Annotated in this window: 11 protein-coding genes; 8 read left to right on the top strand and 3 right to left on the bottom strand. The window is 59.3% G+C overall.

Features of this window, described 5'->3' with window-relative positions:
• The first annotated feature begins 146 nt into the window (after positions 1–146).
• The 3 genes from tamA to LGM20_RS23075 are packed head-to-tail and all read left to right on the top strand — an operon-like array spanning position 147 to position 6,000.
• Positions 147–1,880: an autotransporter assembly complex protein TamA gene (gene tamA, locus LGM20_RS23085; RefSeq protein WP_023291743.1), complete on the top strand. Its 1,734-nt coding sequence runs from the start codon at positions 147–149 to the stop codon at positions 1,878–1,880.
• Positions 1,877–5,653, top strand: coding sequence for an autotransporter assembly complex protein TamB (gene tamB / locus LGM20_RS23080; protein WP_044525194.1), 3,777 nt, complete (start codon positions 1,877–1,879; stop codon positions 5,651–5,653). Before tamA ends, tamB begins: the two co-directional genes overlap by 4 nt.
• A gap of 2 nt (positions 5,654–5,655) precedes the next feature.
• Positions 5,656–6,000 (top strand): gamma-glutamylcyclotransferase family protein, encoded by a 345-nt coding sequence (locus LGM20_RS23075; RefSeq protein WP_002886724.1) that lies wholly within the window; start codon positions 5,656–5,658, stop codon positions 5,998–6,000.
• 144 nt (positions 6,001–6,144) lie between these two features.
• Here LGM20_RS23075 and LGM20_RS23070 read toward each other — a convergent pair whose 3' ends face one another.
• Positions 6,145–7,332, bottom strand: a complete 1,188-nt coding sequence (locus tag LGM20_RS23070) for a hypothetical protein (protein ID WP_044525195.1) — start codon at positions 7,330–7,332, stop codon at positions 6,145–6,147.
• Positions 7,333–7,406: 74 nt separating this feature from the next.
• Positions 7,407–7,937 carry an inorganic diphosphatase gene (gene ppa / locus LGM20_RS23065; RefSeq protein WP_002886766.1) on the bottom strand — a complete coding sequence of 177 codons (531 nt, stop codon included), beginning with the start codon at positions 7,935–7,937 and terminating at the stop codon, positions 7,407–7,409.
• 403 nt (positions 7,938–8,340) lie between these two features.
• Here ppa and ytfQ point away from each other — a divergent pair, with 403 nt between their 5' ends.
• From ytfQ to yjfF, 4 genes are all read left to right on the top strand, one after another.
• Positions 8,341–9,297 carry a galactofuranose ABC transporter, galactofuranose-binding protein YtfQ gene (gene ytfQ, locus LGM20_RS23060; RefSeq protein ID WP_002886769.1) on the top strand — a complete coding sequence of 319 codons (957 nt, stop codon included), beginning with the start codon at positions 8,341–8,343 and terminating at the stop codon, positions 9,295–9,297.
• A 123-nt stretch (positions 9,298–9,420) separates the two neighbouring features.
• Positions 9,421–10,923, top strand: coding sequence for a galactofuranose ABC transporter, ATP-binding protein YtfR (gene ytfR / locus LGM20_RS23055; protein ID WP_044525196.1), 1,503 nt, complete (start codon positions 9,421–9,423; stop codon positions 10,921–10,923).
• A gap of 10 nt (positions 10,924–10,933) precedes the next feature.
• On the top strand, positions 10,934–11,959 hold the full coding sequence (gene ytfT / locus LGM20_RS23050; protein WP_023291747.1) for a galactofuranose ABC transporter, ATP-binding protein YtfT: 1,026 nt from the start codon (positions 10,934–10,936) through the stop codon (positions 11,957–11,959).
• A complete protein-coding gene (gene yjfF / locus LGM20_RS23045; protein ID WP_002886825.1) occupies positions 11,946–12,944 on the top strand; it encodes a galactofuranose ABC transporter, permease protein YjfF in 999 nt (332 codons plus the stop codon). Before ytfT ends, yjfF begins: the two co-directional genes overlap by 14 nt.
• A gap of 44 nt (positions 12,945–12,988) precedes the next feature.
• Here yjfF and fbp read toward each other — a convergent pair whose 3' ends face one another.
• Positions 12,989–13,987 carry a class 1 fructose-bisphosphatase gene (fbp, locus tag LGM20_RS23040; RefSeq protein ID WP_004206493.1) on the bottom strand — a complete coding sequence of 333 codons (999 nt, stop codon included), beginning with the start codon at positions 13,985–13,987 and terminating at the stop codon, positions 12,989–12,991.
• A 175-nt stretch (positions 13,988–14,162) separates the two neighbouring features.
• Between fbp and mpl the strand changes: the two genes are divergently transcribed.
• Positions 14,163–15,536 carry a UDP-N-acetylmuramate:L-alanyl-gamma-D-glutamyl-meso-diaminopimelate ligase gene (gene mpl, locus LGM20_RS23035; protein WP_044525197.1) on the top strand — a complete coding sequence of 458 codons (1,374 nt, stop codon included), beginning with the start codon at positions 14,163–14,165 and terminating at the stop codon, positions 15,534–15,536.
• Positions 15,537–15,553: the final 17 nt, after the last annotated feature.

The following is a 15,553-nucleotide window of genomic DNA, read 5'->3' as shown; positions in this document are numbered from 1 at the left end:
AAATACGCGTAATACGTCTAGATTAATACATAAGAATTATTTGGGTTATTGCCACTTTTTCAACCCTACGTTGTTAGGGTTTTGTTAAGCCGTGGAACGGCGCCAGTGTTTCCTGTAGGGGGAAACAGGGATATTCAGGAGAAAATGTGCTAAAAATCCGCCAGTTATGTGTCACCAGCCTTTTGCTGGTCAGCGGGATCGCCAGCGCAGCGAATGTGCGTTTGCAGGTTGAAGGATTATCCGGGGAGCTGGAGAAAAACGTTCGCGCCCAGCTTTCCACCATCCAGAGTGATGAGGTCACGCCGGATCGTCGCTTTCGCGCGCGCGTCGATGACGCCATTCGCGAAGGTCTGAAAGCGCTGGGGTATTACGAGCCGACGATTGAATTTGATCTTCGTCCGCCGCCGAAAAGGGGCCGTCAGGTGCTGATCGCCAAAGTGACCCCGGGTGAGCCGGTGCGCATTGGCGGCACCGAGGTGATTCTGCGCGGCGGCGCCCGCACCGACAGCGACTATCTGGCGCTGTTGAAAACCCGCCCGGCCATCGGGACGGTGCTCAACCACGGCGATTACGACGGTTTCAAGAGCTCCCTGACCCGCGTCGCCCTGCGCAAAGGCTACTTTGACAGCGAGTTCAATAAAAGCCAGCTGGGGGTCTCCCTCGACCGCCATCAGGCGTTCTGGGATATCGATTACGACAGCGGCGAACGCTATCGCTTTGGCCACGTCACCTTCTCCGGATCGCAAATCCGTGATGAATACCTGCAAAACCTCGTGCCGTTTAAAGAGGGCGACTACTACACCTCTCAGGACCTGGCCGAGCTAAACCGCCGCCTGGCGGCGACCGGGTGGTTCAGTTCGGTGGTGGTGGCGCCTGATTTTGCTAAGTCACGGAAAACCAAGGTGCTGCCTCTGCAGGGCGTTGTCTCGCCACGCAAAGAGAACACCGTGGAAACCGGGGTAGGGTACTCCACAGACGTCGGTCCGCGGGTAAAAGCCACGTGGAAAAAACCGTGGATGAACTCCTATGGCCACAGCCTGACCTCCAGCGTCAGCCTCTCCGCCCCGGAGCAGCAGTTCGACTTCACCTATAAAGTCCCGCTGCTCAAGAGCCCGCTCGAGCAGTACTATCTGATGCAGGGCGGCTTTAAGCGTACCGATCTCAATGACACCCAGGCTGACTCCACCACCCTTGGGTTGTCGCGTTTCTGGGAGATGTCGAGCGGCTGGCAGCGGGCGATCAACCTGCGCTGGAGCCTGGACCACTTTACCCAGGCGAACGTCACCAACACCACCATGCTGATTTACCCCGGGGTCTCGGTGAACCGCACTCGCTCCCGCGGCGGCCTGATGCCCACCTGGGGCGATTCCCAGCGCTACTCGGTGGACTACTCCAACACCATGTGGGGCTCGGACATCAACTTCATCGTGATGCAGGCCCAGGACGTCTGGATCCGTACCCTCTATGACCGCCACCGCTTTGTGGTGCGCGGCAACCTGGGCTGGATCGAAGCGGACAACTTTGACAAGGTGCCGCCGGACCTGCGCTTTTTCGCCGGGGGCGATCGCAGTATTCGCGGCTATAAATACAAATCCATCTCGCCGAAGGACGATGACGGCAAGCTGATCGGGGCCTCGAAGCTGGCCACCGGCTCGCTGGAATATCAGTACAACGTCAGCGGCAAATGGTGGGGCGCCGTGTTTGTCGATAGCGGCGAAGCGGTCAGCGATATTCGCGAAAGTGATTTTAAAACCGGCGCCGGGGTGGGCGTGCGCTGGCAGTCGCCGGTGGGGCCGATCAAGCTGGATATCGCCCGGCCAATCGGCGACAAAGAAGAGCATGGTTTACAGTTTTACATCGGTCTGGGGCCTGAATTATGAGTTTATGGAAGAAGATAAGCCTCGGCGTCTTAATCGTGTTGGTCCTCCTGCTGGGTACCGTCGGGTTCCTGGTGGGCACCACCACCGGCTTGCATCTGGTTTTCAAAGCGGCGGATCGCTGGGTTTCGGGGCTGGAAATCGGCAAAGTGACCGGCGGCTGGCGTGATTTAACCCTCGATAATGTCCGCTATGAGCAGCCCGGCGTGGCGGTCACCGCCGGCCAGTTTCATCTCAGCGTCAGGTTGCGCTGCCTGTGGGACAGCAGTCTGTGCGTAAACGACATCTCGCTGCGTGATATTTACGTCGCCGTCGATACGAAGAAGATGCCGCCCTCTGCGCCGGTCGAGGAAGAGGACAGCGGGCCGCTGAATCTCTCCACCCCTTATCCGATCGCCCTCAGCCGCGTCGCGCTGCATAACGTCAACGTCAAAATCGACGATACCGCGGTCTCTGTGCGCGATTTTTCCACCGGCCTGAACTGGCAGGAGAAAAACCTGACCCTGACGCCGACCTCGCTGCAGGGGCTGCTGATCGCCCTGCCGAAGGTGGCGAAAGTAGCGCAGGAGCAGGTGGTTGAACCGAAAATCGACAACCCGCAGCCGCAGGAAAAACCGCTCGGCGAGACGATGACCGACCTCTTCTCGCAGCCGGTGCTGCCGGCGATGACCGACGTCCATCTGCCGCTGAACCTCAATATTGAGGCGTTCCGCGGCGAGCAGCTGCGCCTCACCGGCGATACCGATATCACCGTGTATAACCTGCTGCTGAAAGTCAGCAGTATCGACGGGCAGATGAAGCTCGACGCCCTCGACATCGACTCCGATCAGGGCAAAGTCACCGCCTCGGGCAGCGCCCAGCTGCAGGATAACTGGCCGGTAGACATCACCCTCGCCGGAACGCTGAACGTCGACCCGATGAAAGGGGAGAAAGTGCAGCTGAAGGTGGGCGGCGAGATACGTAAAACGCTTAAGGTCGGGGTGGACTTAAGCGGGCCGGTAGCGGCCACGCTGCGGGCGGACGCGCAGCTGGCGGAGGCCGGGCTGCCGCTCAATATGGAGCTGAAGAGCAAGCAGCTCGCCTGGCCGTTCAGCGGCGAGAAGCAGTTCCAGGCCGACGACGTCCAGCTGAAGTTCAGCGGCAAAATGACCGACTACGCGCTGGCCTTCTCCACCGCGGTGAAAGGCCAGTCGCTGCCGCCGGCGAAAATCGCCCTCAACGCCAAAGGCAATGAGCGGCAGATCAATCTCGACAAGCTGACGGTCAATGCCCTCGAAGGGAAAACCGAGCTGAAGGCGCTCCTCGACTGGCAGCAGGCGATCAGCTGGCGCGGCGAGCTGACCCTCGACGGCATCAACACCGCCAAAGAGGTGCCGGACTGGCCGTCGAAGCTCAACGGCAGGATCAAGACCCAGGGCAGCCTGTACGGCGGCAGCTGGCAGATGTCGGTGCCGGAGCTGAAAATTACCGGCAACGTGAAACAGAACAAGGTGGATGTCTCCGGCTCGCTGCAGGGCAACAGCTATCTGCAGTGGAAGATCCCGGGGCTGCATCTGGCGTTAGGCCCGAACAGCGCCGATATCAAAGGCGAGCTGGGGGTGAAGGATCTGAATCTCGACGCCACCATCGATGCGCCGCACCTGGATAATGCGCTGCCGGGGCTCGGCGGGACGGCGAAGGGGCTGGTGAAAGTGCGCGGCACTGTCGATGCGCCGCAGCTGCTGGCGGACATCACCGCCCGTGCGCTGCGCTGGCAGGAGCTGAGCATCGCCCAGGTCAACGTCAAAGGGGATGTGAAATCCACCGATCAGATTGGCGGCAACCTGGACGTGCGGGTGGATCGCATCAGCCAGCCGGGGGTGAATATCAGCCTGGTGCAGCTCAATGCCAAAGGCACTGAAAAGCAGCATGAGCTGCGGCTGCGGGTGCAGGGCGATCCGGTTTCCGGCCAGCTGGCGCTGGCGGGCAGCTTCGATCGTCAGGCCGAGCGCTGGAGAGGCGCGCTAAGCGATACCCGCTTCCAGACGCCGGTGGGGCCAGTAGCGCTGACGCGCAGTATTGCGCTGGACTACCGTAACCAGGAGCAGAAAATCAGCATCGGGCCACACTGCTGGACCAACCCGAACGCCGAACTCTGCGTGCCTGAGACCATTGACGCGGGCGCCAGCGGGCGGGCGCGGGTGAATCTCAACCGCTTCGACCTGGCGATGCTTAAGCCGTTTATGCCGGAGGCGACCCAGGCCAGCGGCGTGTTTACCGGTAATGCCAATGTCAGCTGGGACACCACCAAAGAGGGGCTGCCGCAGGGTAAAGTGACCCTCAGCGGGCGCAACGTCAAAGTGACCCAGGTGGTCAATGACGCCCCGCTGCCGGTGGCGTTCGATACGCTGAACCTCAGCGCCGATCTGCACAACAATCGCGCGGAGCTGGGCTGGCTTATCCGCCTGACCAACAATGGCCAACTGGATGGGCAAGTGCAGGTCACCGACCCGCAGGGGCGGCGTAACCTCGGCGGCAACGTCAATATCAGCAACTTCTCGCTGGCGATGATCAACCCGATTTTCGCCCGCGGTGAAAAGGCGGAGGGACGGCTCAACGCCCGTCTGCGCCTGGGCGGCAACGTGAAAAGTCCGCAGCTGTTCGGCCAGATGCAGCTAAGCGGGGTGGATATCGACGGCAACTTTATGCCGTTTGATATGCAGCCGAGCCAGCTGGCGATGAACTTCAACGGTACGCGCTCGACCCTGCAGGGGACGGTGAACACCCGTCAGGGGCAAATCGCCCTTAGCGGGAACGCCGACTGGACGCAGATCGATAACTGGCGGGCGCAGATTGCGGCGAAGGGCAGCCGGGTGCGGATCACCGTGCCGCCGATGGTCCGTCTCGATGTATCGCCGGACGTGGTGTTTACCGCCACGCCAAGCCTGTTCAACCTCGATGGCAAGGTGGATGTGCCCTGGGCGCGGATCGTGGTCAACGAGGTGCCGGAGAGCGCGGTCGGCGTGTCGTCGGACGAAGTGATGCTCGACAAAAACCTCAAGCCGATTAAGCAGCAGAGCGCCGGGATCCCGATCAACAGCAACCTGACGATCCACGTCGGCAACAACGTTCGTCTGGAAGCCTTCGGTCTGAAAGCGCGTCTGACCGGCGATCTGAAAGTGGCGCAGGACAAGCAGGGGCTGGGACTCAACGGGCAGATCAATATTCCGGACGGCCGCTTCCACGCCTATGGCCAGGATTTGATTGTGCGCAAAGGGGAGCTGCTGTTCTCCGGTCCGCCGGATCAGCCGTTGCTGAATATCGAAGCGATTCGTAACCCGGATGCCACCGAAGACGACGTGATCGCCGGCGTTCGCGTCACCGGCTCCGCCGATCAGCCGAAAGCGGAGATCTTCTCCGACCCGGTTATGTCCCAGCAGGAAGCGCTGTCTTATCTGCTGCGCGGCCAGGGTTTGAGCAGCGGACAGAGCGATAGCGCCGCGATGACCTCAATGCTTATTGGTATGGGGGTTGCACAAAGTGGTCAGGTTGTGGGTAAAATCGGCGAGACGTTTGGCGTAAGCAATTTGGCGTTGGACACCGAAGGGGTAGGCGACTCTTCCCAGGTGGTGGTCAGCGGCTATGTACTGCCGGGTCTGCAGGTAAAATACGGGGTCGGTATCTTCGATTCCCTGGCGACGCTGACTTTACGTTATCGCCTGATGCCTAAGCTATATGTGGAAGCGGTGTCTGGCATCGACCAGGCGCTCGATTTGCTCTATCAGTTTGAGTTTTAGCAATGCGAATATTTGTTTACGGCAGTTTACGACGCAAACAAGGCAACAGCCACTGGATGACCAACGCCCAGTGGCTGGGCGCTCATAGTGTCGACGATTATCAGCTGTACAGCCTGGGCCACTATCCAGGCGCGGTGCCCGGCGAAGGCACAGTACATGGTGAAGTTTATCGTATTGATGCATCGACGCTGGCCGAACTGGATGCGCTCCGCACCAAGGGGGGCGAGTATGCGCGCCACCTGATTCAGACGCCTTACGGCAGCGCATGGATGTATGTCTATCAACGTTCCGTTGAGGGTTGTACGTTGATAGCGAACGGCAACTGGTTGGATCGCGACCAGTATTAACCACGACAGCGCCACCTTCGGGTGGCGTTGTTTTTTCTGCGCCCGCCTCTTACCAGAGCGGCAGATAATCTCTCGCCAGCCACATCGTGGAAGCCAGCGTCGTCAGCGCGAGGAATAATAATCGTCGTGTTGGGGTGCTGAACATTACATGACCTCCTCGGGCGTGGTTTGGGGGGCTGCCTCCCGCAGGTAACGCCGCATCGCCGATCGCAGCTTCAGCCAGTCAGCCACCCGGTGTGACAATAACCAGGCCGTTGGGCCAATCAGCTCCAGTACCGCCAGTATCCCGCCAAAGCAGAGTAACAATAAGGACAGCATGTCCAGTGAATCCTGAACCTGCCACCAGACGCGTCGGCCTGACTGAAGGGCGCTGATGATTTCTACCCCGAGAAATAGCAGATACATCACCAGCGCTAGGCCGTAAAACAGATAATAAAGCAGCGACAGCTGTCTGCGTCCAGGATAGAGCGGATGGTTTTTTACATAAGCCGCGCCGTCGCTGGCATTGTATAGCGCATGGATCGCCCGGCTGTCGCGCTCGTATACGGCGACGATACGATCGCCAGTGGCAAGAAACGGTGGCTGACGACGATAGAGAACAGGATGCAGCGCGAAATTAGCGCAGCCAGCCTGCCACCAGAAGGCCAGCGGCAGGGAACCGCATTGTATCCCGAGGCCGTGATATTCCCGCGTAGGATTGCTCGCATACCACTTCTTAAAGTGGGTATCGGTGATGATGTCTGTCTTAACCGCATAGCGTTCCGGCAGGGCATGCGTAAAAGGCATCGCCGACCGGCGGACGGCCCGCGGCGTTGAGGGTAGCGGCTGGCAAAAAGAAAAGTCGCGGCGGCGGGCCTGCGCCATCTTCGCCAGCAGATCGCGCATCGCGGGGTGCCGTTTTAGCGCCGGGTGGAACAGCCGCTCGCAGAGCCCGGTTAACAGCGCGATGAAGGCCAGTACCGCGATAATGCCGCAGCCGAACTTTGCCCATTCTGAGGCGCTCACCAGGAGCGGAATAAGGGAGACGATGAGCGTCAGCAGGCTGATAATCAGCAGCGGCCGGGCCCAGCGCTTGACGCGTTGACTGGGCTCAAGGAGCGTTTCGCCATCGCTGAGCCAGTGGATCCAGTAACTGCCGTTGTCCAGGCGGCGGGCGCCGAGATACAGAGGCTGATGGGTCTTCAGGCGGTCAAAAAGCGAGGGGTCGTTAAAATAGCGTTTATCGGTATAAAAGACATGGTCGCCGGCGATAAGGCGCAGATACCCCTGTTTTTCAGAGGCGGCGGTTGTGAAGCCAGAAAAGTTAAGAGTGAAATAGCGAACGCTTTTCACGGGACACCCTCCATGGTGTTATCGCGGCTATCCGTGCCGCAATCAGGCAGGGTATGACCCTGCCTGAGACAGAATTACTTCTGCTTAGCGCGCTCGAAAGAGGCAACGATTTCAGCTTTCGCCGCTTCTGCGTTGTCCCAACCGTCGACTTTAACCCACTTGCCTTTTTCCAGATCTTTGTAGTGCTCAAAGAAGTGAGTGATCTGGGCTTTCAGCAGTTCCGGCAGGTCGTTCACATCGTTGATGTGATCGTATTCTTTGCTCAGCTTGGTGTGCGGTACCGCAACCAGTTTCGCATCTTCACCGGATTCGTCGGTCATCTTCAGAACGCCAACCGGACGGCAGCGGATCACGGAGCCCGGCTGCAGCGGGTACGGGGTCGGGACCAGCACGTCAACCGGGTCGCCGTCCAGAGACAGGGTGTGGTTGATGTAGCCGTAGTTGCACGGATAGAACATCGCTGTGGACATGAAACGGTCAACGAACAGTGCACCGCTCTCTTTGTCGACTTCGTATTTGATGGGATCTGCGTTCGCCGGGATCTCGATCACGACGTAGATGTCTTCCGGCAGATCTTTGCCCGCAGGTACGTTGAGTAAGCTCATGTCTGTTTCCTTTAAAATGTATGGCAAACAAGTGCTCGGTATTATAGCCAACTCACATCGAATGTCTTCGCTTCTTTTTCCCGATCTCGCCGTGGAGTGCTCTGAATTTTGCGCGCAATAATGGCATGAAAATCCATAAACATAGCCACATCATGAATAAATTTATGTAACCGTTTTCATTGCATGTGATTGATTTATCAAACCGCTTAAAAAAACGTCATAAACCGCAACAGCCGCGCTCCCTGCGAAGCCTTATCGGCTCTCCGCTGGGCAATGGGGCCGTCATTAACATCTCATTTACTTTTTTGAAGTGTGATGTAACGCATTCAGTTACATCACCGATTGTCTATAGTTTGTCCGCAGGTGAGACTTTAACCAACAATAACCCTACGAGGATACCCTTATGTGGAAGCGCTTACTTCTTGTCACAGCAGTTTCCGCAGCTATGTCGTCTATGGCGATAGCTGCCCCGCTAACCGTAGGTTTTTCGCAGGTCGGTTCTGAATCCGGCTGGCGTGCGGCAGAAACCAGCGTCGCGAAAGAGGAAGCCGCCAAGCGCGGTATCACGCTGAAGATCGCAGATGGTCAGCAAAAACAGGAAAACCAGATCAAAGCGGTGCGCTCCTTTATCGCCCAGGGGGTAGACGCGATCTTCATTGCGCCGGTGGTGGCTACCGGCTGGGAGCCGGTGCTGAAAGAGGCGAAAGAGGCCAAAATCCCGGTCTTCCTCCTCGACCGTTCTATTGATGTGAAAGATAAAGATCTCTACATGACCACCGTGACCGCCAACAACGTGCTGGAAGGTCAACTGATTGGCGACTGGCTGGTGAAAACCGTCGACGGTAAGCCGTGTAACGTCGTGGAACTGCAGGGCACCGTCGGGGCCAGCGTGGCCATCGATCGTAAGAAAGGCTTCGCTGACGCCATCGCCAAAGCGTCGAATATCAAAATCATCCGCTCTCAGTCCGGCGACTTCACCCGCAGCAAAGGGAAAGAGGTTATGGAGAGCTTTATCAAGGCTGAGAATAACGGCAAAAACATCTGCATGGTATTCGCTCATAACGACGATATGGCCATCGGCGCCATCCAGGCCATTAAAGAAGCTGGCCTGAAGCCGGGCAAAGATATTCTGACCGGCTCCATCGACGGCGTGCCGGATATCTATAAAGCGATGATCGCCGGCGAAGCCAACGCCAGCGTCGAGCTGACGCCAAATATGGCCGGCCCGGCGTTTGATGCGCTGGAGAAATACAAAAAAGACGGCACCCTGCCGGAGAAGCTGACCATTACCAAATCGACGCTGTATCTGCCGGATACGGCGAAAGAAGAGTTAGAGAAGAAGAAAAATATGGGCTACTGAGTGGATAGCCCCTCATCCCGCCCCTCTCCTCAGCCGGAGAGGGTAACAGGCAGCGTTCCAGCAACCCCGGCAAGCACAGCGCGAGCCGGGGCAACCTGACATCATTTGAAGGTGATATCGATTATGAGCGCCGAGGCACACCAGGAGATCCTTCGCACCGAAGGACTCAGTAAATTCTTCCCCGGCGTTAAGGCGCTGGATAACGTCAACTTTAGCCTGCGGCGCGGCGAAATCATGGCCCTGTTGGGCGAAAACGGCGCCGGGAAATCGACGCTGATCAAAGCGCTTACCGGCGTTTACCATGCCGATCGCGGCACTATCTGGCTGGAAGGCCAGGCCATTTCCCCGAAAAATACCGCCCATGCCCAGCAGCTGGGGATCGGCACTGTCTACCAGGAAGTGAACCTGCTGCCCAATATGTCGGTGGCGGATAACCTGTTCATCGGCCGTGAGCCGCGGCGGTTTGGCCTGCTGCGGCGGAAAGAGATGGAGACCAGGGCAACGGCGCTGATGGCCTCCTACGGCTTTTCCCTCGATGTGCGCGAGCCGCTGAACCGCTTTTCAGTGGCGATGCAGCAGATCGTCGCTATCTGCCGGGCCATCGACCTGTCGGCCAAGGTGCTGATCCTCGACGAGCCCACCGCCAGCCTCGATACCCAGGAGGTGGAGATGCTGTTTACCCTGATGCGCCAGCTCAGGGATAACGGCGTCAGCCTGATCTTCGTCACCCATTTTCTCGACCAGGTCTATGCGGTCAGCGACCGCATTACCGTGCTGCGCAACGGCAGCTTCGTCGGCTGCCGCGAGACCCGCGAACTGCCGCAGATTGAGCTGGTGAAAATGATGCTGGGCCGCGAACTGGACCACAACGCCCTGCAGCGGGCGGGCCGAACCCTGCTGAGCGATAAGCCGGTGGCGGCATTTGAAGGCTACGGTAAAAAAGGCACCATCGCCCCGTTCGACCTGCAGGTGCGTCCGGGCGAAATCGTTGGCCTCGCCGGCCTGTTGGGTTCCGGCCGCACGGAAACCGCCGAGGTGATCTTCGGTATTAAAACGGCGGACAGCGGGAAGGCGTGGATCAAAGGCAAACCGCAAACCCTGCGTTCTCCGCATCAGGCCTCCTGCCTCGGGATCGGCTTCTGTCCGGAGGATCGCAAAACCGACGGCATTATCGCCGCCGCCTCGGTGCGGGAAAATATCGTCCTCGCTCTGCAGGCGCAGCGCGGCTGGCTGCGGCCGATACCCCGGCGCGAACAGAACGAGATCGCCGAGCGCTTTATTCGCCAGCTGGGGATCCGCACCCCCAGCGCGGAGCAGCCGATCGAGTTTCTCTCCGGCGGCAACCAGCAGAAGGTGCTGCTTTCGCGCTGGCTGCTGACCAAACCGCAGTTCCTGATCCTCGATGAGCCGACCCGCGGCATCGACGTCGGCGCCCATGCGGAAATCATTCGCCTGATTGAAACCCTCTGCGCCGATGGCCTGGCGCTGCTGGTCATCTCCTCTGAACTGGAGGAGCTGGTGGGTTACGCCGATCGGGTCATTATCATGCGCGATCGCCGGCAGGTGGCCGAGATCCCGCTCGCCGAGCTCTCTGTACCGGCGATCATGAACGCAATTGCGGCATAAGGAGTAACCCATGATGCCTCGATCTCTTTCGCAAACCGGCCCGGAGAAGCGACGCTTCACCTGGCCGAAGGGCACCCCGCAGATCATTGCCCTGCTGCTGGTTCTGCTGGTCGACAGCCTGGTGGCGCCCCATTTTTATCAGGTGGTGCTCCAGGATGGCCGCCTGTTTGGCAGCCCAATCGATATTCTCAACCGCGCCGCCCCGGTGGCGCTGCTGGCCATCGGCATGACGCTGGTGATCGCCACCGGCGGCATCGACCTGTCGGTGGGGGCGGTGATGGCGATAGCCGGCGCGACGGCCGCCTCGATGACCGTCGCCGGTCACAGCCTGCCGGTGGTGCTGCTGGCCTCGCTGGCGGCGGGCGCGCTGGCCGGGCTGTGGAACGGCATTCTCGTGGCGGTCCTTAAGATCCAGCCCTTTGTGGCGACGCTGATCCTGATGGTGGCCGGACGCGGGGTGGCGCAGTTGATCACCGCCGGGCAGATCGTCACCTTTGATTCCCCGGCGCTGGCGTGGCTCGGCAGCGGATCGTTCCTCCTGTTTCCGACGCCGGTGATCATCGCCGCCGCGACCCTGCTGCTGTTCTGGCTGTTTACCCGCAAAACGGCGCTGGGCATGTTTATCGAAGCGGTAGGGATCAATATCCGCGCGGCGAAAAACGCCGGCGTCAATACCCGCATCGTGGTGATGCTGGCCTATGTCCTGAGCGGCGTCTGCGCGGCGATCGCCGGGATCATCGTGGCGGCGGACATTCGCGGCGCGGATGCCAATAACGCCGGGCTATGGCTTGAGCTGGACGCCATTCTGGCGGTGGTCATCGGCGGCGCTTCGCTGATGGGCGGGCGCTTCAACCTGCTGCTGTCGGTGGTGGGGGCGCTGATTATCCAGGGAATGAACACCGGGATTTTGCTCTCCGGCTTCCCGCCGGAGCTCAACCAGGTGGTGAAAGCGGTGGTGGTGCTGTGCGTACTGATTGTCCAGTCGCCGCGCTTTATCGGTTTACTGAAAGGGGTACGCGGCCATGATAAAACGTAATTTACCGTTGATGATCACCCTCGCGGTGTTTGTGCTGGGCTATCTCTACTGCCTGACGCAATTCCCCGGCTTTGCCTCGACGCGGGTGATCTGCAATATCCTGACGGATAACGCCTTCCTCGGGATCATCGCCGTGGGCATGACCTTCGTGATCCTCTCCGGCGGGATCGATCTGTCTGTCGGGTCGGTGATCGCCTTTACCGGCGTCTTTCTCGCCAAAGCGATTGGCTTTTGGGGAATATCACCGCTGGTGGCGTTTCCGCTGGTGCTGGTGATGGGCTGCGCCTTCGGCGCGTTTATGGGGCTGCTGATTGACGCCCTGAAGATCCCGGCCTTTATCATCACTCTCGCCGGCATGTTCTTCCTGCGCGGCGTGAGCTATCTGGTGTCAGAGGAGTCGATTCCGATTAACCACCCGGTGTACGACACCCTGTCCGGGCTGGCATGGACCATTCCCGGCGGCGGACGCCTCAGCGCCATGGGGCTGCTGATGCTGCTGGTGGTGGTGGCCGGTATTTTTGTCGCCCACCGCACCCGCTTCGGCAACCAGGTGTATGCCATTGGCGGCAACGCGACGTCGGCGAATTTAATGGGGATTTCCACCCGCAGCGCCACGATCCGTATCTATATGCTCTCCACCGGGCTGGCGACGCTGGCCGGGATCGTCTTTTCCATTTATACCCAGGCGGGCTATGCGCTGGCGGGCGTCGGCGTGGAGCTGGACGCCATTGCCTCGGTGGTGATCGGCGGCACGCTGCTTAGCGGCGGCGTCGGCACTGTGCTGGGAACCCTGTTCGGGGTGGCGATCCAGGGGCTGATTCAGACCTACATCAACTTCGACGGCACCCTCAGCTCATGGTGGACCAAAATCGCCATCGGCATTTTGCTGTTTATCTTTATCGCGCTGCAGCGTGGGCTGACCGTGCTGTGGGAAAACCGGCAGAATGCGGCGGTCACGCGGGTGAGCGGGGCGGGGAGTCGCTAAGAGAGAGGCTCCTCCCGCAGGCGCGGGAGGAGCGGGCAGGGCGCTTAGGCGTCCGGGAACGACTTAATAAAGTTCTCGACGTCTTCCACCATGTGGTTGTTGCCGACGAAGAAGGAGCGGCGCTGGTGCAGGCTTTCCGGAACAATATCCAGAATACGCTCTTTACCATCGCTGGCCTTACCGCCCGCCTGTTCGGCGAGGAAGGCCATCGGGTTGCATTCATACAGCAGGCGCAGCTTGCCGTCCGGGTGGCTGGCGGTGCTTGGATAGAGGTAGATGCCGCCTTTCAGCAGGTTGCGGTGGAAGTCCGCCACCAGCGAGCCGATATAGCGTGAGGTATAAGGACGCTGCGTCGCTTTGTCCTCTTCCTGGCAGTACTTAATGTACTTCTTCACGCCCTGCGGGAATTTGATGTAGTTGCCTTCGTTAATGGAGTAGGTATTGCCCTTCTCCGGGAAGCGCATGCGCTCCTGGCACAGACAGAAGACGCCGAGGGACGGGTCGTAGGTGAAGGCGTGGACGCCGCAGCCGGTGGTATACACCAGCATCGTCGAAGAGCCATAGACCACATAGCCCGCTGCCACCTGTTTGTTGCCCGGCTGCAGGAAATCTTCTTCTGTCACCGGCGTGCCAACAGGCGTCACGCGGCGGTAGATAGAGAAGATCGTACCAACAGAGACGTTAACGTCGATGTTAGAGGAGCCATCCAGAGGGTCCATCAGCACTACGTATTTGGCGTGTTCACACCCTTCGAAGACGACAATCTCATCTTCTTCTTCAGAGGCGATCCCGGCAACAATATCGCGTGCTCGCAGTGCGGCTTTTAATTTTTCATTCGCGAACAGATCGAGTTTTTGCTGCACCTCGCCCTGAACGTTTTCAGCACCGCTGGCACCCAGGATATCGACCAGACCGGCCTTGTTGATATCGCGGTGGATGATCTTGGCGCCCAACTTTATTGCTGACAACAAAGCAGTCAGCTCACCGGTGGCGTGGGAGAACTCGTGCTGCTTTTCAACAATAAACTCACCTAACGTTTTCATAACTCGTTCCCTGCATTTTTATGTTGAGTAAAACGAACGCAACAATCTTAACAAAGAATCAAAAAAGTGCGCACTAGTGAATCGCGCCAGCAAAATACAGATTCGCCTGAAATGCATTTCGCCAGGGCCCGGGATATGGGTAAAATGTGCCCCGGATAAGAGAAGGAAATGACGAATGCGCATTCATATTTTAGGAATCTGTGGCACGTTTATGGGGGGCCTGGCCATGCTGGCGCGCTCCCTCGGTCATGAGGTAACGGGGTCGGATGCTAACGTCTATCCGCCGATGAGCACCCTGCTGGAAAACCAGGGGATTGATTTAATTCAGGGCTATGACCCCAGCCAGCTGGAGCCCCGGCCGGATCTGGTGATCATCGGTAACGCCATGACTCGCGGCAACCCGTGCGTTGAAGCGGTGCTGGAAAACAATATTCCCTATATGTCCGGCCCGCAGTGGCTGCACGACTTCGTGCTGCGCGATCGCTGGGTGCTGGCCGTCGCCGGGACCCACGGCAAAACCACCACCGCCGGCATGGCGACCTGGATCCTTGAAGCCTGCGGTTACCAGCCGGGCTTCGTGATCGGCGGCGTGCCGGGCAATTTTGACGTCTCTGCGCGCCTGGGCGACAGCCCGTTCTTCGTCATTGAAGCGGATGAATACGACTGCGCCTTCTTCGACAAGCGCTCCAAATTTGTTCACTACTGCCCGCGGACGCTGATCCTCAACAACCTTGAGTTCGACCACGCGGATATCTTTGACGACCTGAAGGCGATTCAGAAGCAGTTCCACCATCTGGTGCGCATCGTGCCGGGCAAAGGCAAAATTATCCTGCCGGAGAACGACATCAACCTGAAGCAGGTGATGGCGATGGGTTGCTGGAGCGAGCAGGAGCTGGTGGGCGAGCAGGGCCACTGGCAGGCAAGGAAGCTGAACGCTGACGCCTCGCAGTGGGAAGTGCTGTTCGACGGTGAAAAGGTCGGCGAGGTGAAGTGGGCGCTGGTCGGCGAGCATAATATGCATAACGGCCTGATGGCCATTGCCGCGGCGCGTCACGTCGGGGTACTGCCGGCGGATGCCGCGAACGCGCTGGGCAGCTTTATCAACGCCCGCCGTCGCCTGGAGCTGCGCGGCGAAGCCAACGGCGTCACCGTGTATGACGATTTCGCTCATCATCCGACGGCCATTCTCGCTACGCTGCAGGCGCTGCGCGGCAAAGTGGGCGGCACTGCGCGCATTCTCGCCGTGCTGGAGCCGCGCTCTAACACCATGAAAATGGGCGTCTGCAAGGACGATCTGGCGCCGTCTCTTGGCCGCGCCGATGAGGTGTTCCTCCTGCAGCCGCAGCATATCCCGTGGCAGGTGGCGGAAGTGGCGGAAGCCTGCGTCCAGCCGGCTCACTGGAGCGCCGACGTCGATACCCTGGCGGAGATGGTGGTCAAAACCGCCCATCCTGGCGACCATATCCTGGTGATGAGCAACGGCGGCTTCGGCGGCATTCATCAAAAGCTGCTGGATAAACTGGCGCAAAAAGCGGCCGCGACAGAGTAACGTCCCGCCTCCGGTCA

Source organism: Klebsiella quasipneumoniae subsp. quasipneumoniae (genome assembly GCF_020525925.1).
GTDB classification, from domain to species: domain Bacteria; phylum Pseudomonadota; class Gammaproteobacteria; order Enterobacterales; family Enterobacteriaceae; genus Klebsiella; species Klebsiella quasipneumoniae.
The sequence above is the reverse complement of the archived record's forward strand: the minus strand, read 5'-3'. Positions and strand labels throughout refer to the sequence as shown.